The organism is Nocardia sp. NPDC003726, from assembly GCF_053586955.1.
Genome location: NZ_JBSFNF010000014.1, coordinates 127,285 through 152,939, shown reverse-complemented (window position 1 = coordinate 152,939; position 25,655 = coordinate 127,285). Strand labels below are relative to the sequence as shown.

General features: G+C 70.9%; 2 protein-coding genes. Both read left to right on the top strand.

Annotated elements, in window-relative coordinates:
- Positions 1 to 386 precede the first annotated feature (386 nt).
- Entirely contained in the window at positions 387 to 24,848 is a 24,462-nt protein-coding gene (locus ACWDMM_RS19985; protein ID WP_449938803.1) for a non-ribosomal peptide synthase/polyketide synthase, read from the top strand.
- Positions 24,842 to 25,636 carry an FkbM family methyltransferase gene (locus ACWDMM_RS19980; RefSeq protein WP_357205566.1) on the top strand — a complete coding sequence of 265 codons (795 nt, stop codon included), beginning with the start codon at positions 24,842 to 24,844 and terminating at the stop codon, positions 25,634 to 25,636. The genes ACWDMM_RS19985 and ACWDMM_RS19980 overlap by 7 nt, the downstream gene beginning before the upstream one ends.
- Positions 25,637 to 25,655: the final 19 nt, after the last annotated feature.

The window sequence follows — 25,655 nt, the reverse complement described above, 5'->3', positions numbered from 1 at the left end:
TCGGGATTCGGAAACACCCGGCTTCCGTGCGGGGTCCACAGGTTTGATACGACTAGACTGAGCCAGGCTGCTGTCAGATAGCTTGTCCCACCAGAGTGTCGATGCTCCACCGCAGATTCAAAAGTTCTGTTTTCAGATTTTGAGACGACTGGAAATGCCGACAAACGGGAGGTGTGGGAGCCGCCGCAGAGGTCGGGGTGTCCGATTCGGATACCGGGAACCGGCCGATCGTGCTACACGCGAAACCTGAACGGCGCGGCGTACGGCAGGGGTAGCGCCGCTTCTGAGTAGACGAAGTGCAGAGAAAGCCGGATTTCGGACGCGGAGAGCCCGGCGGGCTTCCGCCATACCTTCGCGCGTCCGGGTAGGAATAAGGGGTTCATGCGATGCATCTGAAGTCAGACGGAAGCGCCGACGGCGAGCCGGGTCTGATTCCGCTCTCGAGTGCGCAATACGGCATGTGGCTCGCGGACCACATGCCCGGTGCGCCGGCTGTCAACATCGCACACTGCGTCGAGATCGAGGGGCCGGTGGATTACGACGCGTTCACCCGGGCGGTGAACGACGGCGGTCACGAAACCGAGTCGCTCGTGGTGCGCGTGATCGAATCCGACGGCAGGCCCTACCAATTCGTCGACCGGACCATCATCTACGACGAGCCGGTGCTGGATTTCAGCGACGCGGAGGATCCGGTCGCGGCGGCGATGGAGTGGATGCGCCGCGACTACAACACCAAGGCGGTCGATCTCAGCCGCGACCGGCTCACCGAGACCAGGCTCATCCGGGTCGGCGAGGACCACTACTTCTGGTACGGCCGCGCGCATCATCTGGTGATCGACGGGTACGGCGCCTTCAACAGCTTGACCCGGATGGCCGAGCACTACAACGCCCTGCTGGAGGGCAGGCCGCCGACGCGACTGGACGCGGCGAGCCTGCACGACATCGTCGCCGCGGAGCACGCCTATCGCGCCAGCTCGCGATACGAGGCGGACAGAGCGTATTGGCTGGACAAGGTTTCCGATCTGCCGAAGCCGGTCAGCCTGTCCGGCCGCACGGCCCGCTCCAGCAAGATCGATCGCGTCGCCGGTTTGCAGCTGCCCGCTCATCTCACCGACCGGCTCGACCGCTTCGCCGACGAAGTGAACGCCTCCGCCGCGCAGGTGGTGATCGCGGCGTTCGCCGCGTTCCTCGCCCGGATGACCGGCACGGAAGACGTCGCGCTGTCGCTTCCGGTGACCGCGCGGGTGACCAAGCGCCTGCGCAACGCCGCCGCGATGCTGGCGAACATGGTGCCGATCCGCTTCGCCGTGCACCACTCGACCACCGTCGGAGAGCTGGTGCGGGCCTCGGTGTCCGAGATCGTCTCGGCCATGCGCCACCAGCTGTACCGGTTCGAGGATCTGCGCCGCGACTCCGCCGCGATCGACTCGGCGGCGAACTCGTTCGGCCCGATCGTGAACATCCTGTTCTTCGACTCGGAGATCCGCCTCGGCTCGGCCGTCGGGCGCTACCGCGCGCTGACCTCGGGCGCGCTCGAGGATCTGCAGCTGAACCTGTATCGCTCCGGTGCGGACGCGCCGCTGCTGATCGAGCTGCACGGCAATCCGAATCTCTACGGGCAGGACGAACTCGAGTCGCACGCCGACCGATTCCTCGATTTCCTGCAGCGGATGATGGACGTCCCCCTCGACACCCGCATCGGTGACATCCAGCTCGTCGGCCCCGCCGAACAACAGCGCATCGTGACCGAACTCGCGGGCCGCGACGGCGAATCCCCCTCGGCCACACTGGTGGATCTGCTGACCCGGCAAGCGGCGGCGACGCCGTCCGCGGTGGCCGTGACCGCGGAGTCCACCACCCTGACCTACCGCGAACTCGACGAACGGTCCAACCGGTTCGCCCGCAGGCTCATCGCGCTCGGCGCCGGGCCGGAAGCGCTGGTGGCCATCGCGATGCCCCGCGACGCCGACCTGATCGTCGCCGTGCTCGGCGTGCTGAAATCCGGCGCCGGGTACCTTCCGCTGGACATCGCCCATCCGGCCGAGCGGCTGGAATACGTACTGGGCGACGCGAACCCCATCGCGGTGGTGACCACGCGGGAGATGCGCGAGCACGTGCCTGGCGATCCCGGCCGCGTGGTGCTGTTCGACGACGTTCTCGCCGCGCGGGAATCCGCCGATCCGATCACCGAGGCCGAGCGGACCGGCTTGCTGCGCCCCGACCACCTCGCCTATGTCATCTACACCTCCGGCTCGACCGGCCGCCCGAAAGGCGTCTCGATCACCCACCGCGCCGTGTCCACCTACCTGGTGAACTCGTGCGCGGAGATCGGGATCCGGTCCGGCGACGTCTGGACGCTGTTCCACTCCTTCGCCTTCGACTACTCGGTCTGGGAGATCTTCGGCCCGCTGGTCACCGGCGGCCGGATCGTCGTCGTGGACGGCCTCACGGCCCGTTCTCCGGATGACGTGGTGCGCCTCGCGGCGCGGGAGAAGGTCACCGTCTTCAGCCAGACGCCCTCGGCTTTCTACCAATTCGCCGCGGCACGGCAGCGGTACGCGCACGCCGGTGAGCCGGAGGGTGAGTTGTCGCTGCGGCTGGTCGTCCTCTCGGGCGAAGCCCTCGATCCCGCCGGGCTGGCCGACTGGTACGAGCACAACCCCGGCCTGCCGGTGCTGGCCAACAGCTACGGGATCACCGAGACCACCGTCTTCGTCACCTACACCGCCCTCACGCCGGACATCGCCGTTCCGGGCGCGCCGAGCACGGTCGGTCCGGCGCTGCCGGGCTTGCGCACCTATGTCCTGGACGAGCGGCTGCGTCCGTGCCCGCTCGGAGCGTGGGGCGAGATCTACGTCGCGGGAACGCAGCTGGCGCGCGGCTACCTCAACCGGCCCGCGCTGAGCGCGGCGCGTTTCGTCGCCGATCCCTTCGGCGCTCCGGGGCAGCGCCTCTACCGCAGCGGTGACGTGGCGCGCTGGAACCATCAGGGCGAGCTGGAGTATCGCGGCCGCGCCGACCAGCAGGTGCAGTTGCGCGGGTTCCGCATCGAGCTCGACGAGATCCGCAACGCGCTGCTGGCCCACGGCAGCGTCGCCGCGGCCGTCGTCGTCGTGCATCTGCCCGGCACGGAGGCCGCCCGGCTGGTGGGATACGTCGTGCCCGCCGTCGGCGCCACTTGCGAGCCGGATGCCCTGCGTGCCCACGTCGGCGAGATGCTGCCGGAATACATGGTGCCGTCGAGCGTCGTCGTGATCGACGCGGTGCCGCTGACCGTCAACGGCAAAGTGGACTACCGGGCGCTGCCCGAGCCGGTGTTCGATTCGGCCGCGGCGTACGTCGCGCCACGGACGATCGTCGAGGAGTCGATCGCGGACGTGTTCGCCGAGGTGCTCGGCACCGACCGGGTGGGCGTGTTCGACAGCTTCTTCGAACTCGGCGGCAACTCGATCACCGCGACCAGCGCGGCGGTGCGCATCGCGGAGGCGACCCGGTGCGACGTGTCCGTGCGCGACCTGTTCGTCAAGCAGACCGTCGCGGAACTGGCCGCCCACATCGAGGACGGACACCGCTCCGGCAGGCCGGTGCTGCGGGCGGCGGCCCGGCCCGATCCCATTCCGCTCGCCCCGGCGCAGAACCGGATGTGGCTGGTCAACCAGACCGACCCGGCCTCGGCCGCCTACAACATCCCGCTGATCGTGCAGCTCACCGGACGTCTCGACGTGGCGGCGCTGCGTGCGGCGCTGACCGACGTGATCGATCGGCACGAGTCGTTGCGCACCGTCTACCCCGCCGTGAACGGCGAACCGGCACAGGTGATCCTGCCGGCCGACGAGGTCGTCGCCGGGCTAGACCTGACGCCGCGGCCGACCGACCAGGACGACATCGAGGACCGGATTCGCGACCTGGCGTCGGTGGGGACCGATCTGCGCGAACGCGCCCCGATCCGGGTGGCGCTGCTGGCGACCGCCGACCGCACGCGGCATGTCCTGGCCGTGGTGCTGCACCACATCTGCTGCGACGGCTCGTCGCTGCGGCCCCTCGCGGCCGATGTCGCGATCGCCTACGAGGCTCGGGCGCAGAAGAAGATCCCGGACTGGGAGCCGCTGAGCGTCCAGTACGCCGACTACAGCGTCTGGCATCGCAGCCTGCTCGGCGACCCGGACGATCCGGATTCCCGCGCTGCCCGCCAATTGCGGTACTGGGCACAGCGTTTGGCGGGAATGCCGCCGGTGCTCGAGCTGCCCGCCGACCGGCCGCGTCCGGCCCGCCGTTCCATGCGCGGCGACGTCGCGAACACCGTGATCCCCGCGGAGACCTTCGCCGGGGTCGAGCGGCTGGCGCGCACGGCCAACGTCACGACGTTCATGGTCGTCCACGCCGCCCTGGCCGTGCTGCTGGCGCGGATGTCGGGCTCGGCGGACGTCACCGTCGGCACACCGGTCGCCGGTCGCGGTGAACGCGCCCTCGAGCCGCTCATCGGCATGTTCGTCAACACCGTGCCGCTGCGCACCGAGGTGTCCGCCGATGAGTCGTTCACCGAGTTCCTGACCCGCGTCAAGGGCATCGACGTGGACGCCTTCGCCAACAGCGACCTGCCCTACGAGCGGCTCGTGGACGAACTGCATCCGAAGCGGTCGCTGGCGTACGCGCCGCTGTGCCAGGTGTATCTGGCGTTCGAGAACATGGACCGGGCGAGCTTGGAGCTGTCCGAGCTGACCGTCGAGCTGCTCGATCCAGGCGCCGAACCGGCGAAGGTGGACCTCATCGTCACCGTGGCCGAGAACACCGCCGCGGGCGGCGATGTCCCGCTGCGCGTCAACTACGCGACCGACCTGTTCGATCGGGAAACCATCGAAGAACTGGCCGAACGGCTGAATCGGGTGCTCGAGGCGTTCGTCACGAACCCACGCGCGCGGGTCGGCGACGTCGACCTGTTGTCGGGGGTCGAGCGTCTGGGACTGGTCCCGGCCTCCGGCGGCCGCGCCGAGCCGCCCCGGGTGCTGGCCGACGTGCTGCTGGTCGGCGAGCGCACCGCGCCCGCCGTGGTGGCGGGGGACCGGGTGCTGACCTACGGCGAGCTCGACGACTGGTCGAATCGTCTCGCGCGGGTGCTGATCGACTGGGGTGTCGGACCGGGTGATCAGGTCGCGCTGGCCATGGGGCGGTCGGTGGAGTTCGTGGTCGGCGTCTGGGCGGTGGCGCGGGCGGGCGCGGCGTTCGTGCCGATCGACCCGCGTCATCCCGGCGAGCGGGTCGCGCACATGGTCGCGGACTCGAACATCGAGATCGCGCTCACCGTCGAGGCGTCGTGCGCCCTGCTTCCCGGCCATGTGCGGCAATTGGTCCTCGACCACCCGGGCACCGAGGCGTTCCTCGCCACGCAGTCTGCGGCCGCGGTGACCGACGCGGATCGCGTACGCCCCTGCCGCGTGGCCGACGCGGCCTACGTGGTGTACACCTCGGGCTCGACCGGCAAGCCGAAGGGCGTTGCGGTCACCCACGAGGGCTTGGCGAACTTCGCGATCGAGCAGCGCGAGCGCTATCGGGTGGACCGCAGGTCACGCGTGCTGCAGGTGGCCGCGCCCGGCTTCGACGCGGTGATGCTCGAGCTGCTGATGGCGCACGCGAACGGCGCGGTGCTGGTCGTGTCGCCGCCGGAAGTGTTCGCGGGAACGCAGCTGGCGCAATTGATTCGCGCGCACGAGGTGTCGCACGCGTTCGTGACCCCCAGCGTGCTGGCGACGATGTCGCCCGCCGGACTCGATTCGCTGCGGGTGCTGGTGGCGGGCGGGGAAGCGGTGTCGGCCGAGACGGTCGCCGTCTGGGCGCCGGGGCGACGGCTGCACAACGGCTACGGCCCCACCGAGACCACGATCATGGTGGCGATCAGCGACCCGCTGTGCGTCGGCGAACCGGTGACCATCGGCGGCCCGATCCGCGGCGTCGACGCGGTGGTACTCGACGACCGGTTGCGGCCCGTCCCGGTCGGGGTGACCGGACAGTTGTACGTCTCGGGCGTGCAGCTGTCGCGCGGGTACCTCAACCGTCCCGCCTCTACCGCCGCGACGTTCGTCGCCAATCCGTACGGCCCGGCGGGCACCCGCATGTACGGCACCGGCGACCTGGCGCGCTGGACGGCCGATCACACCCTGGAGTACCTGGGGCGCACCGACTTCCAGGTCAAGATTCGCGGCCAGCGCATCGAACTGGGCGAGATCGAAGCCGTGCTCGCCGGGCATCCCACCGTCGCGGCGGCGGTCGTGGTGGGCGTGCAGGCCGAGACCGGCTCGCGGTTGGCGGCCTACGTGGTGCCTGCCGACGGGGCCGTCGACACCGCGGAACTGACCAGGTACGCGGCACAGCGCCTGCCGTCGCACATGGTGCCGGACACGGTCGTGGTGCTCGACCGGCTGCCGCTGTCGTCGGTGGGCAAGGTCGACCGCGCCGCCCTGCCGGAACCGGAATTCGCTCCCGCCGTGGAGTTCGTCGCACCGCGCAACGCCACCGAGCAGATCGTGGCCGACATCTGCGCGGGCGTGCTCGGGATCGAACGCGTCGGCGTGCTGGACAGCTTCTTCGATCTCGGCGGCAACTCGCTGTCGGCCACCCGCGCGGCCGCGCAGCTCAGCGGCGCGTTCGGCGTGGAGGTGCCGTTGCGCGCGATCTTCGAGGCGCCGACCATCGGGGCGCTGGCGGAGCGGCTGCGCAGCGCCGACGCGGCGACCAGGACGCCGCTGGCGCCGCAGGAGCGCCCGGCCCGGATCCCGCTCTCGCCCGCCCAGGCCCGGATGTGGTTTCTCAATCAATTCGACACCGGCTCGGCGGTGTACAACATCCCGCTGGTCGTGCGGATGTCGGGCGACCTCGACGTGGCCGCCATGCACGCGGCGATCGCGGATGTGCTGGAACGGCACGAGGCGCTGCGGACGGTCTACCCGGACAGCGACAGCGGGCCGCATCAGGTGATCGTCTCGGTGCCGACGGCGCTGCCCGCGCTGACGCCGGTGCCGGTCGCGGCCGACGAGGTCGAGGCTCGCGTCGCCGCCGAGGTCGCCGTGGGCTTCGACGTCACCAGCGAGGTGCCGTTCCGGGTCGCCTTGTTGCGCAGCGCGCCCGACGACCATGCCCTGGTGCTCGTCGTCCATCACATCAGCTTCGACGGGTCCTCGCTGGCGCCGCTGGCCGCGGACCTGATGACCGCCTACCGCGCCAGGGTCGGGGGCGAGGCGCCGCAGTGGGCGCCGTTGCCGGTGCAGTACGCCGATTACGCGCTGTGGCAATGGAAGTCGCTCGGCAGCGAGGACGATCCGCACAGCCCGGCCGTCGCCCAGACCCGGTATTGGCTGGCGGCCCTCGCCGGCCTGCCCGAGGTGCTGGATCTGCCCACCGACCGTCCACGGCCTGCGCGGCAGTCCTTCCGCGGCGCGACCGTCTCGGCCATCGTCCCCGCGGAGCTGCACCGCGCGGTGGTCGCGCTGGCCCGCCGCCACGACGCGACGGTGTTCATGGTGATGCACGCGGCCTACGCGGCACTGCTGGCGCGGCTGTCCGGCACCGGGGACATCGCGGTCGGCACACCGATCGCCGGCCGCGGCGAGCCCGGGCTGGACGGCTTGGTCGGCATGTTCGTCAACACGCTGGTGCTGCGGACGCACATCGAGCCAGGCGCGTCCTTCGTCCGGATCCTGGATCAGGTGCGGGCCACCGACCTGGCCGCGTTCGAGAACGCCGACATCCCGTTCGAGCGTCTGGTGGAGGTGCTGAACCCGCCGCGCTCGACCGCGCACGCGCCGCTGACGCAGGTGGGCTTCTCGTTCCAGAACATCGAGATCCCGACGGTGCGGTTCGAGGGACTGACCGTGTCGGCGCGGATGGCCGACCCGAGCGTGGCGAAATACGACCTGCACCTGAATCTGGTCGACGCCTTGGCCGCGGATGGCGAGCCGGGTGACATGGCCGTCGAATTCGGCTACGCCACGGATCTTTTCGACGAGGCGACGATCCGGTCCATGTTCGATCGCTACCTGCTGTTGCTGCGCGCCGTCGTCGGTGACCCGACCCGCGCCATCGGCGACGTCGATCTGCTGACCGCGCGGGAGGCGCGGCGGATCGCGGCCCGCTCCAGCGGCGTGCGGACACAGGCTCCAGCGGCGACGATCGCGGACCTGTTCGCCGCGCAGGTGGCGGCGACGCCGGAACACCCTGCGGTGCTCGACGCCGCCGACGGCGCCCGGCTGGACTACCTGGAATTCGGCGCGCGGGTGAATTCGCTGGCCCGCGCGCTGATCGGGCGCGGCGTCGGGCCGGACGCCATCGTGGCGGTGGCGATGCGCCGCTCGGTGGATCTGCTGGTCACGCTGTACGCCGTCCACGCCGCCGGCGCGGCCTACTTGCCGCTGGATCCGGACCATCCGGCCGACCGGGTGCGCTCCGTGCTCTCCGCCGCGCGTGCCCGCGCGATCCTCACCCGTTCGGACGACGAGGCGAACCTGCCCGGCGACGTGCCGGTCTGGACGATCGGCGATCTGGAGGACGAGCGCTTGGACGCCTCGCCGCTGACCGATGCCGACCGGACCCGGCCGCTGCGGCCGGAGGATCTGGCCTACGTCATCTACACCTCCGGCTCGACGGGTGTGCCCAAGGGCGTCGCCGTTCCGCACGCCGCGGTGGTCAACCAGTTGCGCTGGATGCGCGAGCACTACCGGCTCGGCGGCGGCGACGTCATGCTGCTGCGCACCCCGGTGACCTTCGACCTCTCGGTCTGGGAGCTGTTCTCCGCTCTCACCTGTGGCGCCGCCTTGGTCGTCGCGGGTCCCGACGCGCACGGCGATCCGCGCGAGATCGCCCGGCTGATGGCCGAGTACCGCGTGACCACAGTCGATTTCGTGCCGTCGCTGCTCGCGGCGTTCCTCGATGTGGCCAGTCCGGACCAATTCCCGGCTCTGCGGCGCGTCCTGTGCATCGGTGAGGCGTTGTCCGCCGAGATCGCCCGGCGCTTCCAGGGTTTCAGCGAGGCCAGGATCGACAACCTGTACGGCCCGACGGAGGCGGCGGTCAGTGTCACCGCGCACCGGATCGACGCGGTCGAAGGCGCGGCCGTGCCGATCGGCGTCCCCGAGGCGAATGTGACCGTACACGTGCTGGATTCCCGACTGCATCCCGTGCCGGTCGGCGTCACCGGCGAGCTCTACCTGGGCGGGGCGCAGTTGGCTCGCGGATACCACGAACGGCGGGATCTGACGGCGGCGACGTTCGTGGCCGATCCGTTCGGCAGTACGCACGGCGCGCGCCTCTACCGCACCGGTGACCTCGTGCGCTGGGGCGAGGACGGGAACCTGCGCTATGTCGGCCGAGCCGACACGCAGGTGAAGGTGCGCGGCCTGCGGATCGAACTCGGCGACATCGAAGCCGCGCTGATCGCGCACGAGCACGTGCGCGCGGCCGTCGCGCAGGTCCGCGCCGAGGGCGGCGAGCAGCGTCTGGTGGCCTACGTCGTAGCGGACGCCGCGCTGGACGTCCGGCAGGTCCGCGGTGCGCTGCTGGACCGGCTGCCCGCTTACATGGTGCCGTCGTCGGTGACCCGGATCGACTCGATTCCGCTCAACGCCAACGGCAAAGTGGACTACCGGGCATTGCCCGAGCCGGACGCGAGCATCCAGGATGCCGAGTTCCGTGCGCCGCGCGGCCTGGTCGAACAGACCGTCGCCGCGGTTTTCGCGGAACTGTTCGACCGGCCCGAGATCGGCGCGGACGACGACTTCTTCGAGTTGGGCGGCAACTCGCTGGTCGCGACGCGCGCGCTGAGCCGGATCGGGGACGTCCTCGGCGTGACCATTCCGGTGCGCGCCATCTTCGAGGCCCCGACCGTGTCCGCTCTGGCCGAGCGCATCGCGCGGTTGCGCGCGGTGCCGAGTCTGCCCGCGCCGACGCGGATGACGCGGCCGGACCGCATCCCGCTGTCGCACGCGCAGACCCGGATGTGGTTGCTCAACCAGTTCGACCCCGCGGCGCCCGGATACGTCGTGCCGCTGGCGATCCGGCTGGAAGGCGCGCTCGATCCGGCTGCTCTGACCGCTGCCGTCGGCGATGTCGTCGAGCGGCACGAGAGCCTGCGCACCATGTATCCGGCGGTCGACGGCACGCCTACGCAGGTCGTGCTGAACGCCGAGGACGTGCTGGCGACGGTCGATCTCACCCCGCAGGCGGTCGGCGAGCGGGAACTGCCGCACCGGCTGGCCGAATTCTGCGGAACCGGATTCGACGTGGCCAAGGGTGTGCCGCTGCGCGTGGCGCTGTACCAGTTGTCGGACGAGGCGTGGACGCTGGCGCTGGCCGCGCACCACATCGGTTGCGACGGCTTCTCGGTGGCGCCGCTGGCCGCCGACCTGGTGACGGCGTATCGCGCCCGCTCCGGCGGCGTCGCGCCGGACTGGGCGCCGCTGCCGGTGCAGTTCGCCGATTACGCCTTGTGGCAGCGCGCGGTCCTCGGTTCCGCGGACGACCCGGACTCGGTGGTGGCCCGCGACATCGCCTACTGGCGAACCCGCCTCGCGGGCGCACCCGAGCTGCTGGAGTTGCCGACCGACCGGCCGCGGCCGGTCGAGCAGTCGCAGCGCGGCGCGGTACTGCACCTCGCCATACCCGGTGAACTGCAGGGCCGGGTGGAATCGCTGGCACGGCGGTCCGGCGTCACCACGTTCATGGTGGTGCACGCGGCATTGGCGGTGCTGCTGTCGAGGCTGTCCGGCAGCGCCGACGTCACCATCGGCGTGCCGCACGCGGGCCGGGGCGACCGGTCGCTGGACCACCTGGTCGGGATGTTCGTCAACACCTTGGTGCTGCGGTCGCGGGTCACGCTCGACCAGACCTTCGCCGACCTGCTGGATGAGGTGCGGCGCACCGACATCGAGGCGTTCGACCACGCCACCGTGCCGTTCGAGCAATTGGTGGATGCGCTGAACCCGGTGCGATCGACCGCGCACACACCGTTGTTCCAGGTGCTGCTCGCCTACCAGAACATGGCGCGTGCTCGTGTCGAGCTGCCGGGGCTCACCGTGGAGAACGTGGACCCCGGCGACAGCGCGGCGATCTACGACCTGCTGCTGATGATCAGCGAAGGGCACGGCACGCACAACGAGCCGACCGGAATGACGCTGCGCCTGACCTACGCCACGGACCTTTTCGACGAGGACACGGTGCGCCACTTCGCCGACCGGCTCGTCCGGATCCTCGATGCCGCGGCCTGCGATGCCGCGGCCACGGTCGGCGAGATCGCGTTGCTCGACGAGGCGGAGCGGTCCCGAGTGCTGGAGCGGTGGAACGACACCGGTGGCTCCGCCGCACCCGGCCGCACACTCGTCGACGTCTTCGACGAACAGGTCGCGCGCACCCCGGACGCGACGGCGCTGCGGCTTCCGGACGGAAGCACGGCGACCTACCGGGACTTCGACGCACGCGTCAACCGGCTGGCCCGCTGGCTGATCGGTCGCGGCGCCGGGCCGGAGACGGTCGTGGCGGTGGCCGTCCGCCGGTCGGCCGAGCTGGTCACGGCTCTGTACGCGGTGGTCAAGGCGGGCGCCGCGTTCCTGCCCATCGACCCGGATCACCCGAGCGCGCGGATCGCGCACGTGCTCGGCGCGGCCGATCCGCTGCTCGTGCTCACGACCGAGAACGACGGGCGCGGCCTGCCAGACGGATTCGCATACGAGCGGATCGACCGGATGGACGTGAGCGGCCTGTCCGGCGCCCGGATCACGGATACCGAGCGGCGCACACCGCTGCGGCCGAACCATCTGGCCTACGTGCTGTTCACCTCCGGGTCCACCGGCGTCCCCAAAGGCGTGGCGCTGACCCATGCCGCCACCGTGAGCCAGCTGGCGTGGGCGCAGCGGCAGTGGCCGCACGGAACGTCCGACGCGGTGCTGCACAAGACGCCGATCACCTTCGACATCGCCGTGTGGGAATTGTTCTGGCCGTTGCAGACCGGCGCGCACATCGTCGTCGCCGAACCGGGCGGACATCGCGACCCGGCATACCTGGCCGAGGTCATCGCACGGCACGAGATCACCACCGTGCACTTCGTCCCCTCGATGCTCGACGTCCTGCTGGAATCGGCAGGCGTCGCGGAACTGCCGTCGATCCGGCGGGTGTTCGTCGCGGGTGAGGCGCTGGCGCAGCGCACGGTCGACGCCGCCGCGCCCGTCTTCCCGCACGCGGAGCTGGTGAACTGGTACGGCCCCGCGGAGGCGGAGGTGGTCACCGCGCAGCGGTGCGCGCCGGGCGCGGCGGCCGTGGCGGCGGTGCCGATCGGAGCGCCCGCCGCCGGGATGAAGGTGTACGTGCTCGATTCGCGGCTGCGGCCGGTGCCGGTCGGTGTCGTCGGTGAGCTGTACGTCGCGGGTGTGCAATTGGCGCGCGGATACCACGCGCGCGCCGGCCTCACTTGCGGCGCCTTCGTCGCGAACCCGTTCGGCGCGGCGGGGGAGCGGCTCTACCGGACCGGTGACCTGGTGCGGTGGCGCAAGACCGGCGAGCTGGAGTACGTGGGGCGCAGTGACTTCCAGGTGAAGGTGCGCGGTCAGCGGGTGGAGCCCGGCGACATCGAAGCCGCGTTGCGCGCGGTCGAGCAGGTGGCGCGTGCGGTGGCCATCGTGACGACCGATCGAATCGTCGGTTACGTGACGCTGGCGCCGGGCGCGGTGACCGACGGGCGCACGGTCCGCGAGCAGCTGACGCGCACCCTGCCGTCCTATCTGGTGCCCGACGTCGTGCAGGTGCTCGACGCGATGCCGCTCACCGCCAACGGCAAGCTCGACCGGTCGGCGCTGCCGCGGCCGGTGTTCGACGAGGGCGAGTTCGTCTCGCCGCGCACCGACGCCGAGGCGGTGCTGGGGCGCCTGGTCGCCGAGCTCACCGGCGCGCGGCGGGTGAGCGTGACCGCGAACCTCTTCGAGATCGGCGTCAACTCGCTGTCGGCCGCGCAGCTCGCGGCGCGGGCGCAGGCGGGTATCGGTGTCGATGTCGGCATCAAGGACGTCTTCGACGCGCCGACCATCGCCGCACTGGCCGAGCGGATCGCGGCGCGGAGCCGGTCGACCGTGGTCGCGCTGACCGCGCGGCAGCGCCCCGCCGCGGTCCCGCTGGCGGCGGCACAGCGAAGGATCTGGTTGCTCAACCAGTTCGACACCGAGTCGGCGGCCTACAACATCTGCTTCGCGGCCCGCCTGACCGGCCCGCTGGACGCCGATGCGCTGCGCGCCGCGTTCCTCGACGTGGTGACCAGGCACGAACCCCTGCGGACGGTGTATCCGCTCGTCGACGGCGAACCCTGCCAGCTCGTGCGAGACGTCGCGAGCATCGCCGCGGACCTGGCGTTCGACGCCGAGCCGGTCGCCGGTGAAACGGAGCTGGCCGATCGCATCCGGGCCGCGGTCGAGGCGGGATTCGACATCGCGCAAGCCGTGCCCGTGCGGGCGCGGTTGTATTGCACCGCGCCGCGGGAGCATGTGCTGGTGGTGGTGGTGCATCACATCGCGGCCGACGGGGCGTCGATGGCTCCGCTGGCCCGCGACGTGTTCGCCGCGTACCGGGCGCGGGTGAGCGGCCACGCGCCGCGCTGGGAACCGCTTGCGGTGCAGTACGCCGACTACGCCCTGTGGCAGCAGGAACTGCTCGGCTCCGAGGACGATCCGGCCTCGCCCATCGCGCGGCAGATCGATTACTGGACCGACGCTCTCGACGGTTCCCCCGAGTTGCTCGCCCTGCCGACGGACCGGCCGCGGCCTGCCACCCTCTCCACCGACGGCGGCAACGTCCGCTTCGAGCTGCCGGCGCGACTGCACGACGAGATCGTGCGGCTGGCCCACCGTGAGGGCGTCACCGTGTTCGTCGTGCTGCACGCGGCGCTGGCGATCCTGCTGGCGCGCACCGCGCACAGCGACGACATCTCCGTCGGCACTCCGGTGGCCGGACGCGGCAGGCCCGAACTCGACGATCTGGTCGGCATGTTCGTCAACACCGTGGTGTTGCGTACCCGCGTCGACGAGAACCGCTCGTTCCGGGAACTTCTCGCCGCGGTGCGGGATGTCGACCTGGAAGCGCTCGCCAACGCCGACCTGCCCTACGAACGACTCGTCGACGTCATCGGGCGTCCGCGTTCCACGGCGTATTCGCCGCTGTTCCAGGTGATGTTCGGATTGCAGAACACCGCGGCGGCCCGGTTCGAGCTGCCCGGGATCGGCGTCGAGGTCATGGACCCCGGCATCGCGCAGGCCAAGGCCGACCTCACCGTGCTGGTGACCGAGCGCCGCGAAGGTGACCGGCCCGCCGGAATCGACGGCGAGATCATCTACGCCACCGATCTTTTCGTCGAGTCGACCGCGCATGCGCTGGCGGAGAGGTTCGTTCGCGTCCTCGAAGCGGTGACCGCCGATCCGGCGCGAGCCATCGCGGGCATCGGTCTGCTGAGCGCCGCCGATACCGAACGTCTGGTGCCCGCACGAGGCAGCGAGGGTACGCGGCCGTGCCTGCTTCCCGATCTGCTGGCCACGGCCGTGGCCGCCGCTCCGGACGCGGTCGCCCTGATCGGGGACACCGAAACCCTTACCTACGCACAGCTGGATGCCAGGGCCAACCGGCTCGCTCGTCATCTGCTCGCCCAGGGCGCCCGGCCCGGGGCATTCGTCGCGCTGGCCGTGCCCCGGTCGGTCGGCTATCACGTCGCCATGTGGGCGATCGCGAAGACCGGCGCCACGTTCGTCCCGATCGATCTGCGCTACCCCGCCGAGCGGATCGCGCACATGATCGCTGATTCCGGTGTGGACATCGGGATCACGGTCGCGACCGCTGGCGCGGAGCTGCCCGACGCCGTGCGCTGGCTGGTGCTCGACGATCCGCGCACGGCGGAGCGGATCGCGGCGAGTTCCGGTGACGCGGTGACGGACGCGGAGCGCGGACGTGCGCTGCGGATCGAGGACGCGGCATACCTGATCTACACCTCCGGTTCGACCGGAACGCCCAAGGGCGTCGTGGTCACGCATGCCGGATTGGCGAACTTCGCGGCCGAGCAAACCGATCGCTATCAGGTCGACGGCACGTCGCGGGTACTGCAGGTGGCGGCGCCCGCGTTCGACGCGGTGCTGCTGGAAGCGCTGATGGCCCATGCCGCCCACGCGGCCTTGGTCATCTCGCCTCCGGAGGTGTTCGGCGGCCAGGAGCTGGCCGAACTGATCCGGACACACGAGGTGACGCACGCGTTCCTGACGCCGAGTGTGCTGGCGACCATGGCGCCCGCCGGTCTCGAGTCGGTGCGGATGCTCGCGGTCGGCGGCGAGATGGTGCCCGCGGAGCTGATCGCCACGTGGTCGCCCGGACGGCGGCTGCACAACATCTACGGCCCGACCGAGACGACCATCGTGATCACGATGAGCGATCCGGTGCGGCCGGGTGATCCGATCGCGATCGGCGGCCCGATCCGCGGCGCCGAGGCCTTGGTGCTGGACGCGCGCTTGCGTCCGGTGCCGGTCGGAGTCGCCGGGGAGCTGTACCTTGCGGGTGCGCAGTTGGCGCGCGGATACCTCAACCGGCGCGCGGTCACGGCAGGCGCGTTCGTCGCGAATCCCTACGGCGGGCCGGGCGCGCGGATGTACCGCACCGGTGACATCGTGCGCTGGACGGCGCGGCGCACGCTGGAATACGTCGGCCGCAGCGATTTCCAGATCAAGATCCGTGGCCAGCGCATCGAACTCGGCGAGATCGACGCCGCGTTGCTCACCCATCCGGCGGTGGCCGCCGCGGTGACCGTCAGCCGCACCGGACCGGGCGGACAGCCGGTGCTGGCCGCCTACATCGTCACCGAGGCCGCGACGGCCGCCGACCCGGACGCCGTGCTCGAACACGTCGCCTCGGTGCTGCCCGCGCACATGGTGCCGTCGGTGCTCACCGTGCTCGACCGCATGCCGATCACCTCGACCGGCAAGGTCGATCGGAAGGCGTTGCCGGAGCCCGACTTCCGCGCCGCCGCGGTCGACGCCGAGGCGGCGTCGACCGATCTGGAACGCACGATCGCGGCGGCGTTCGCCGATGTGCTCGGCGTCGCGTCGGTGGGTGTCTCCACCTCGTTCTTCTCCCTCGGCGGCGATTCCATCCTGTCGATCCAGCTGGCGTCCCGGTTGAAGTCCGCGGGCGTCGTCGTGACGGCACGCGACATCTTCGAGCAGAAGACCGTCCGCGGTCTGGCGCGGGTCGCCGCGGCCGCCGGACGGATCGGCCTGGCCGAGTTGCCGGGCGGCGGCGTGGGCGAGATCCCGTTCACGCCGGTCGTCCGCTGGTTCACCGAACGCCTCGGCGCCGCACCCAGGTTCGCGCAGTCGATGCTGGTGCGCTTGCCGAGCGACGCGCGAGTCGACGACGTGACCGCGACCGTGCTGGCCGTGCTGCGACAGCACGACATGCTGCGCGCGCGGCTGCGCGAACAGTGCATGCAGGTACCGCCCCCGACCGCAGCTGATGCCGCGGGCGCGGTGCTGACCCGCACCTTCGGCGCGCACAATGCACCGGGCAGCGAAGGTTTCACCGCGGTGGTGGAAGCGGCGCTGGCCGAGGCGTCGGACCGGCTCGACCCGGCCGAGGGCCGGATGGTGCAGGTCGTGTGCCTGCTGCCCGAACCGGGCCTCGACGCGGAGGCGCGGGCGCTCATCGTGATCCATCACCTGGCGGTCGACGGCGTGTCCTGGCGCATCCTGATTCCCGACTTCGCGACCGCATGGCAGCAGGTCACACAGGCACGCGCGGTGGAATTGCCCGCGCAGGGCACGTCCATGCGGCGGTGGGCGCACGCGCTGGCCGACGCCGCCGCGGCCCGCGCCGGGGAGCTCGAACTGTGGCGGCGAATGGGCGCTGCCCCCGACCCGCTGCTCGGCGGCGCGGCGCTGGATCCCGCCATCGACACGCACTCGACCGTGCGGCATCTGACGCTGTCGCTTCCGGTGGAGGTCACTTCGGCATTGCTCGACGCGGTGCCTGAGGCGGCGCACGGCACCGTCGACGACGCGTTGCTGGCCGGCCTGGCCGTGGCGGCGACGCGCTGGCGTCACCGGCGCGGTGTCGCGCACGCGGGTGTGAAAGTCCTGTTGGAGGGTCACGGCCGCGCCGAACAGATCGCCGAGGGAGCCGACGTCTCCCGCACGGTGGGCTGGTTCACCGACACCTACCCGGTGGCGCTGGATCTGAGCGGTGTCGACGCGGACGATCCGCGCGCCGCGGTGAAATCCGTGAAAGACCAGCTGCGCGCGATCCCCGACAAGGGGATCGGCTACGGCCTGCTGCGCTACCTCCACGCGGACACCCGCGACCGGCTCGCGGCCTTGCCGGAGCCGCAGATCAGCTTCAACAATCTCGGCCGGGTCGGCGTCGATCTCACGGCCCTGTCGGAGCTGGCGTGGATTCCGACCGACGAGTCGTTCGACCGGCGCGGAGCCTTCGATCCGGACATGCCCGCGGCAGCGGCCGTCACGATCGACGTGCACATCGAGGACACCGCGGCGGGACCGCGCCTGTCGGCGCACATCGGCTACGCGTCCCGGCTGCTCGAGCACGACGACGTCGCCGAACTCGCCGCCGAATGGGCCGGTGCGGTGACCGCCATCGCCACGGCGGCCCGCGCCGACGAGGACTGGGGACTCTCACCCGCCGACGTTCCGCTCGTCACGGTCGCCCAATCCGATCTGGACACCTTCGCCGGCCGCTACGGAACCCTCGGCGAGGTCTGGTCGCTGGCGCCGCTGCAGGCGGGCCTGCTGTTCCACGCCGAGCTCGCCGCGGGTGACCTGGACGTCTACACGGCGCAATCGACGCTCACCCTCGCCGGTGTGATCGACGAGGATCGGCTCGAGCGCTCCGCCGCGGCCTTGCTCGAGCGCCATCCCAACCTGCGAGCTGCCTTCGTCCGCACGGCCGACGGTGCTCCGGCGCAGGTGATTCCGGCGTCCACGGCCGTGCGCTGGCGGCGCGTCGAGCTGCGCGACGCGACGACACCGGAGGAGCTGATCGCGGCGGAGCGAGCGGTCCCGTTCGATCCCGCCGATCCTCCGTTGCTGCGATTCCTGCTCATCGTGGTCGGGCCGCAGGACTTCCGGCTGGTGCTGACGGCGCACCACCTGCTGCTGGACGGCTGGTCGTTGCCATTGCTGTGGCGGGAGTTGATCGGCCTGTACGCCGTCGGCGCGCGGACGAACCTGTTGCCCGCCGCGGCGTCGTATCGCGGCTACCTGGAATGGCTGGATCGGCGCGAGCCGACGGCCGGGCTCGAGGTGTGGCGCGAGGTCCTGCGCGATTTCACCGAACCCACCGTGGTCGCCGACGCGCGGACGCACACGACGGTCGGCATCCCGGTCGACCTGGCGGTGGTGCTGGATCGTGCCGTCACCGCGGAACTGGTGGACTTCGCCCGGGCGCGGGCGCTGACCATGGCGACGATCGTCCAGTTCGCCTGGGCGGTGGTCCTGGGGAATCTGCTCGGCGCCGAGCGCGTGGTGTTCGGCAGCACGGTGTCGGGACGTCCCGCCGACCTGCCGGGCGTGGAGTCGATGATCGGGTTGTTCATCAACACCATCCCGGTCGCGGTGCACGTCCCGCCGACGTGCACCATCGAGGACGCGCTGCGCCGGTTGCAGGACGACAACACCCGCGTGCTCGATCATCACGACGTCGAGCTGTCCCGGATCCTCTCGGCCGCCGGCGCTGCCCAGCTGTTCGACACGCTGGTCGTCTTCGAGTCCTACCCGGTCGACAGCAGCGGCCTCGGTGACGCGGACATCGACGGCATGCGGGTGGTCGCGGCGGACGGAAGCGACGCCGCGCACTACCCGATCACCGTGCAGGCTCACCAGACCGATGAGCTGCACGTCAGGATCCGCTATCAGCAGTCCCGCGTCGACGACCGGACGGCCGCCGGTCTGGCCGCCCGCATGGCGACCGTGCTGCGCGCCGTCACGCGCGATCCGCAGGCGCGGCTGGACGCGGTCGACCTGCTGAGCGCGGCCGAACGCCGTGCCCTCGTACCCGCGACGGGCGGACCCGCCGCGCCGCCCCGCCTACTGGCGGACCTGTTGTCCGCCGGTGCCGCGGTGGGACCGGAGGCGGCAGCGGTGGTTTCGATCGGGCGGACGATGTCGTACGCCGAGTTGGACGCCTGGTCGAACCGGGTCGCGCGCGAGTTGATCGACTGGGGCGTCGGTCCCGGCGACCAGGTGGCGCTGGCGATGGCCCGATCGGTCGAATTGGTGGTCGGCATGTGGGCGGTCACCAAGACCGGCGCGGCCTTCCTGCCCGTCGACCCGCGCAACCCCGCCGAACGCGTGGGGCACATGGTCGCCGATTCCCAGGTGGGGGTGGCGGTCACGGTGCTGGCGTCGCGAGAACTGGTGTCCGGCCCGGTCCGGCGACTGGTGCTCGACGATCCGGAAACCAGGAAGACGATCGAGGCGCGGTCGCCGGCCGCGGTGACCGACACGGACCGGACGCGGACGCCACACATCCGCGACACCGCGTACGTGCTGTACACCTCGGGCTCGACCGGGACGCCGAAGGGCGTGGCGGTCACCCATGAGGGGCTGGCCAATTTCGCGGCCGTGGAACGCGACCGTTTCGGCGTGGACAGCCGCTCGCGGGTACTGAACGCCTCCGCTCCCGGTTTCGACGTCGTGGTCCTCGAGTTGCTGCTGGCCCACGCCAACGGCGCGGTGCTCGTGGTGCCGCCGCCGGAGGTGTTCGGCGGCCCCGAACTGGCGGAATTCATTCGCGAGCAGCGGGTGTCGCATTCGTTCATGACACCGAGCGTGCTGTCGACGATGTCGCCGGAGGGGCTGGAGTCCCTGCGGGTGCTGATGGCCGGTGGCGAGGCCGTGACGCCGGAGATCGTCACGCAGTGGTCGCCGGGACGGCGACTGCTGAACGGATACGGTCCGACCGAGACGACCATTCTGGCCGGAATCAGCGGCCCGCTGCATCCCGGTGAGACCGTCACGATCGGTGGTCCGATCAGCGGCGTCGAGGCCGTCGTATTGGATGCCAGGCTGCGTCCGGTGCCGGTGGGCGTGGTCGGTGAGTTGTACCTGGCGGGTGTGCAATTGGCCCGCGGATACGTGAACCGGCCCGCGGCGACGTCGGGCTCGTTCATCGCCGATCCGTTCGGCGCGCCGGGGTCGCGCATGTACCGCACCGGCGACCTGGCCCGCTGGACGCCGGAGCACACCGTGGAATACCTCGGTCGCAGCGACTTCCAGGTCAAGATCCGCGGGCAGCGGATCGAACTCGGTGAGATCGAGGCCGCGCTCGCCGCGCACCCCGATGTGGAACACGCGGTCGTCGTGCTGCGCGAGGACGAACGCGGCGTCGGCAGGCTCGTCGGCTATCTGGTCGGCGCCGAGCATGTGGATCCGGAGGAGGTCAGGGCAGCCGTCCGGCTGCGGCTGCCCGCGCACATGGTGCCCGACGTGTGCATGGTGCTCGCCGAATTCCCGCTCACCCGAACCGGGAAGCTCGACCGCTTGGCGCTTCCCGCACCGCGGTTCGCTGCGGCGCGGGCCTGGACCGCTCCGCGTACCGAGACCGAACGGCAAGTCGCGGAAGTCTTCGGCAGCGTGCTCGGCATCGACCGGGTCGGGGCGGGCGACAGCTTCTTCGACCTCGGCGGCAACTCGTTGTCGGCCACGCGGGTGACCGCCCAGCTGGGCACCGCGCTCGGCGTCGCCGTCGGCGTTCGCGACCTGTTCGAAGCCCCGGCGGTCGCGGAACTCGCCGCCCGCCTCGACGCTTCCGAGCGGACGGTCCGGGTTCCGCTGGTCCCGCGCAGCCGTCCGGCGCTGGTGCCGCTGTCGCTGGCGCAACAGCGGATGTGGTTCCTCAACCAGCTCGACACCTCCGTGGGCGCGTACAACATCCCGCTGGTGATCCGCCTGAAAGGCGAACTCGACATCGACGCGCTGCGGCGCGCGTGCGAGCTGGTCATCGACCGGCACGAGTCGCTGCGGACCAAGTTCCCGATGACCGACGGGACGCCGCATCAGGTCGTGGTCCCCGTCGAAGAGGTCGCGACCGGTCTGACCGCCGTGCCGGTCGAGCCGGAGCGGTTGATGGAGCGCGTGCTCGCCACCGTCTCGGCGAGCTTCGACGTGACGCAGGCGCCGCCGCTGCGCACGGCGCTGTTCCGGCTCGGCGACGACGAGCACGTTCTGGTCATCGCCGTGCACCACATCTGCGCCGACGGACAGTCCATGCTGCCGCTGGCGCGGGATGTGGCGATGGCCTACCAGGCGAGCAGGCAAGGCACGCAACCGTTCTGGCCCGCTCTCGCGGTGCAGTACGCGGACTACGCGCTGTGGCAGCGCGAGGTGCTCGGTGACGAGCACGACCCAGGTTCGGTCATGTCCCGGCAGCTGCGCTTCTGGACCGACACCCTGAGCGGGCTGCCGGAACTGCTCGAACTGCCCACCGACCTGCCGCGTCCCCCGGTGGCGTCCATGCGCGGCCGGACCGTGGATTTCGAGATCTCCGCGGCGTTGCAGGAGCGCATCGGCGCGGTCGCGCGCGCGGCCAACGCGACGGTGTTCATGGTCGTGCACGCCGCGCTGAGCGTCCTGCTGTCGCGCTCGGCCGGTGTCGGCGATGTCGCGGTGGGCACCCCGGTGGCAGGCCGAGGGGAGCGCGAACTCGATGATCTGATCGGCATGTTCGTCAACACCTTGGTGCTGCGGTCACGGGTGTCGTCGCGCCGGTCGTTCACCGAACTGCTCGCCGCGACGCGGGAAACGGATCTGGCCGCGTTCGCGCATGCCGATGTGCCGTTCGAACAGGTGGTGGAGGCGATCAATCCGCCGCGGTCAACGGCCCACCTGCCGCTGTACCAGGTGACGCTCGATGTGCAGAATCCCGGCAAGGCCGCGCTGCGGCTGCCGGGGCTGACCGTCGAGCCGGTCGAGAACGGCTTCGAACCGGCGCAGGCCGACCTGAACCTCAATCTGGTCGAACGGTCCGGCGCCGAGGGTGAGGCGGACGGTATCCGGGGACGCCTGACCTACGCCACCGATCTGTTCGTCGAGGAGACGATGATCCGGTTCGCGGCGGCCTTCGTGCGGATCCTGGAGCAGGTCACCGCGAACCCGGACGTCGCGGTCGGCGACATCGACCTCGTGGGTCCGGCGCAGCGTCGCGAGCTGCTCGGCGCGGCCGGTGGCGCCGGAGTCGCGGTGCCGGAGACGACCCTCGCGGAACTGTTCGCCGCCCAGGCCGCCGCGCGCCAGGACGCGGTCGCGGTGACCGACGGCGCGTCGCGGCTGACCTACGCGGAGCTGGATCGGCGCTCCGCCGCGGTGGCGGCTCGGCTGGCGAAGCTGGGCGTGGGTCCGGAAACCCTTGTGGCCGTCGCGTTGCCGCGCTCGGCGGATCTGATCGTTGGCCTGCTCGGCGTCGTACGCGCGGGTGCGGGATATCTGCCGCTGGATGTGGCGTATCCGCCGGAGCGATTGCGATTCATGCTCGACGACGCTCGTCCGGCCGCGGTGCTGACCTCGGCGGTACTGTCCGCGGGGGTGCCGGAGTGCGCCGCGCCGGTGCTGTTCGTCGAGGACTGCGCGAGCGACGATGCGGACGCTTCCGACGCGGTGGTATCGGGCGCGCGGCCGGGCAATGTCGCCTACGTGATCTACACGTCGGGATCGACGGGCCGCCCGAAGGGTGTGACGGTCGGCCACCGGGAAGCGGTCACCCTGTTCACCAACGCGGCCGAGCGATTCGACCTCGGACCCGACGACGTGTGGACGATGTTCCATTCCTACGCTTTCGATTTCGCGGTGTGGGAGATCTGGGGCGCGCTGCTGTCCGGCGGCAAGGTCGTCGTGGTCGACTACGACATCTCCCGGTCGCCGGAGGCGTTCGTCGACGTCGTGGCGCGCGAGGGAGTGACGGTGTTGAGCCAGACGCCGTCGGCGTTCTACGGATTCATGGACGCGGAGCGCCGCTATCGCGAGTCCGGCTGCCCCGCAGGCGATCTCGCGTTGCGCTATGTCGTCTTCGGCGGTGAAGCGCTGGACGCGTCGCGATTGGACGACTGGTTCGCCGCGCACGCGCCGGGTACGCCACGGCTGATCAACATGTACGGCATCACCGAGACGACCGTGCACGTCACGTTCTCCGAGGTGACCCGGCCGGGCTCGGCGGGGATCGGTGTGCCGCTGCCCGGGTTGCGGGTGTACGTCCTCGACGACCGGCTGCGGCCGGCGCCGATCGGCGTCGCCGGAGAGATCTACGTGGCCGGTGGCCAGCTCTCGCGCGGGTATCTGGGCGCATCGGCGCTGACCGCGAGCCGATTCGTCGCGAATCCCTTCGAGCCCGGCGGCGCCCGGCTCTACCGCTCCGGGGACGTCGGCCGGTGGCGGAAGTCCGGGAGCGGACTGGAGTTGGCGTACGCGGGACGGGCCGACGCCCAGGTGCAGCTGCGCGGCTTCCGCATCGAACTCGGCGAGGTGGAGTCGGCGCTGCTGCGGCACCCGCTCGTCACCCAGGCCGCGGTCACGGTGCACCGGCACGAGCGGGGTGTGGATCAGTTGATCGGCTACGTCGTCGGCGTCGACGGCGAGCGGATCGACCCGGCCGAGGTCCGCGAGACCGCCGCCCAGGTGCTGACCGGCTACATGGTGCCCGCGACGATCATGGTGCTGCCCGCGCTGCCGCTGACGGTCAACGGCAAGCTCGACCGCAAAGCACTGCCCGACCCCGAGTTCCAGGAGCCGACGACCGCGTTCGTTGCGCCGCGGACCCACACGGAGAAGGTGATCGGCGAGGTCTACGCGCAGGTCCTCGGCGTCCAGCGGGTCGGGGCGACCGACGGGTTCTTCGATCTGGGCGGCAACTCGCTGCTGGCCACCATGGTGGTGACCGAGTTGCGCGGGCGCGGCGTGACCATCCAGTTGCCGTGGATGTTCGACGACGCGACGCCGCGAGCCCTGGCGGCCAGGGCCGACGGCACGGCGGGCGGCTCGGGGCTGCAGGTGCTGCTGCCACTGCGCGCCCACGGCCCGAAGCCTGCGGTGTTCGCGGTGCACCCCGCGGGCGGGCTGGCGTGGTTCTACGGCGGCGTGGTCGAGCACCTGCACAAGGACCGACCGGTCTACGGCTTGCAGGATCCCCATGTCGTGGCGGGCGAACCCGGTGCGCATTCGGTCGACGAACTCGCCGAACGCTATGTCGCCGAGATCCGCCGGGTGCAGCCGAGCGGCCCGTATCACCTGCTGGGGTGGTCGCTGGGCGGTGCGATCGCGCATGCCGTCGCGGTCCGGCTCCAGCGGGAGGGACAGCAGGTCGGCATGCTGGCCATGATGGACAGCGCCGTCGGCGACGCCGAGTCGCTGGCCGCATCGATGAGCGGCGCCGCGGACGAGCCCGCGCCCGGCGAACTGATGGCCGATCTGCTCGGTGGCTGGCGTGAGCTGTTCGATCTCGGCGCCGAGGTGAGCGCGCGGACCCACGAGCAGGCCTGGGCGGTGATCCGTGACCAGGTCACCGCCACCGGGATGTTCACCGCCGACCAGGTCGGCCGGGTGATGGAGAGCTTCCGGACCGCGAGCGACATCGCCCAGGAATACCGGCCGGAGGTCTTCGACGGCGATCTGGTCTTCTTCACCGCGGGTAAGGATCGCGCCGACCACGACGCCGCCGCGCGGACGTGGCGGCCGTTCGTCACCGGCGACCTGCACAACACGGTCATCGACGCACGACATCTCGAGTTGACCCACCCGCACGCTCTGGCCGTCATCGGCCCGATCCTCGAAAGGTTCTTGAACGCATGCTGAGGACTCTCGAACAACTCCAGCAACTCCGGCTCGAAGACGGCAGGACGGTCGCCTGCACCAGTCCGGCCGAGGCGCGGATGTTGTGGGGCGAGATGTCGACCGAGGGCTTCTATCGGCTGGCGGCCGCGCTATTGCGGCCAGGGGACATCGCACTGGACATCGGCGCGAACATCGGGCTGAGCGCGATGATGTTCGCCGACACCTGCCCCGGCGTCCGGGTGATCGCCGCCGAGCCCGCCCCGGCGACCTTCGACTGTCTGCAGCGCAATATCGCCGCGCACGTGCCCGGCGGCGTGCCGTTGCCGGTCGCGGTCGGCGCGGCGCCCGGCAACGCGTCGTTCACCTGGTACCCACGGGCGTCGGCGAATTCAGGTCTCTACGCCGACCGCGAAGCCGACGACCGGGCCACCGAGATCTATCTGCGCAACAGCGGCCTGAACGACGAGGCGATCGCGCTCATCACCGCCGGGCTGCACGAGGGGGAGCGGATGGACGTCGAGGTCACCACCGTCTCGCGAATCCTCGACGAGCACGGCGGCAACGCCGAGGTCGGCCTGCTCAAGATCGACGTGGAGCGCGCTGAGCTGGATGTGCTGCGCGGCATCGCCGACGCGGACTGGCCGCGCATCCGCGCCGTCGTCGCCGAGGTGCACGATCGCGACGATCGCTTGGCCCAATGCTGCGCGTTGCTGGGCAGGCACGGTCTGCACGCGCGAACGCGCCAGGACCCGAGCCTGGCCGGAACCGAGCTGCACGAGATCTACGCCGTCCGGCCGGAGACCGTCTGACGGTCGCCGTACACGGGCA

Bases quoted from the DNA above. Each gene is read 5' to 3' on its own strand.
- ACWDMM_RS19980 (WP_357205566.1), top strand. From the start codon at position 24,842: ATGCTGAGGACTCTCGAACAACTCCAGCAACTCCGGCTCGAAGACGGC.
- ACWDMM_RS19985 (WP_449938803.1), top strand. From the start codon at position 387: ATGCATCTGAAGTCAGACGGAAGCGCCGACGGCGAGCCGGGTCTGATT.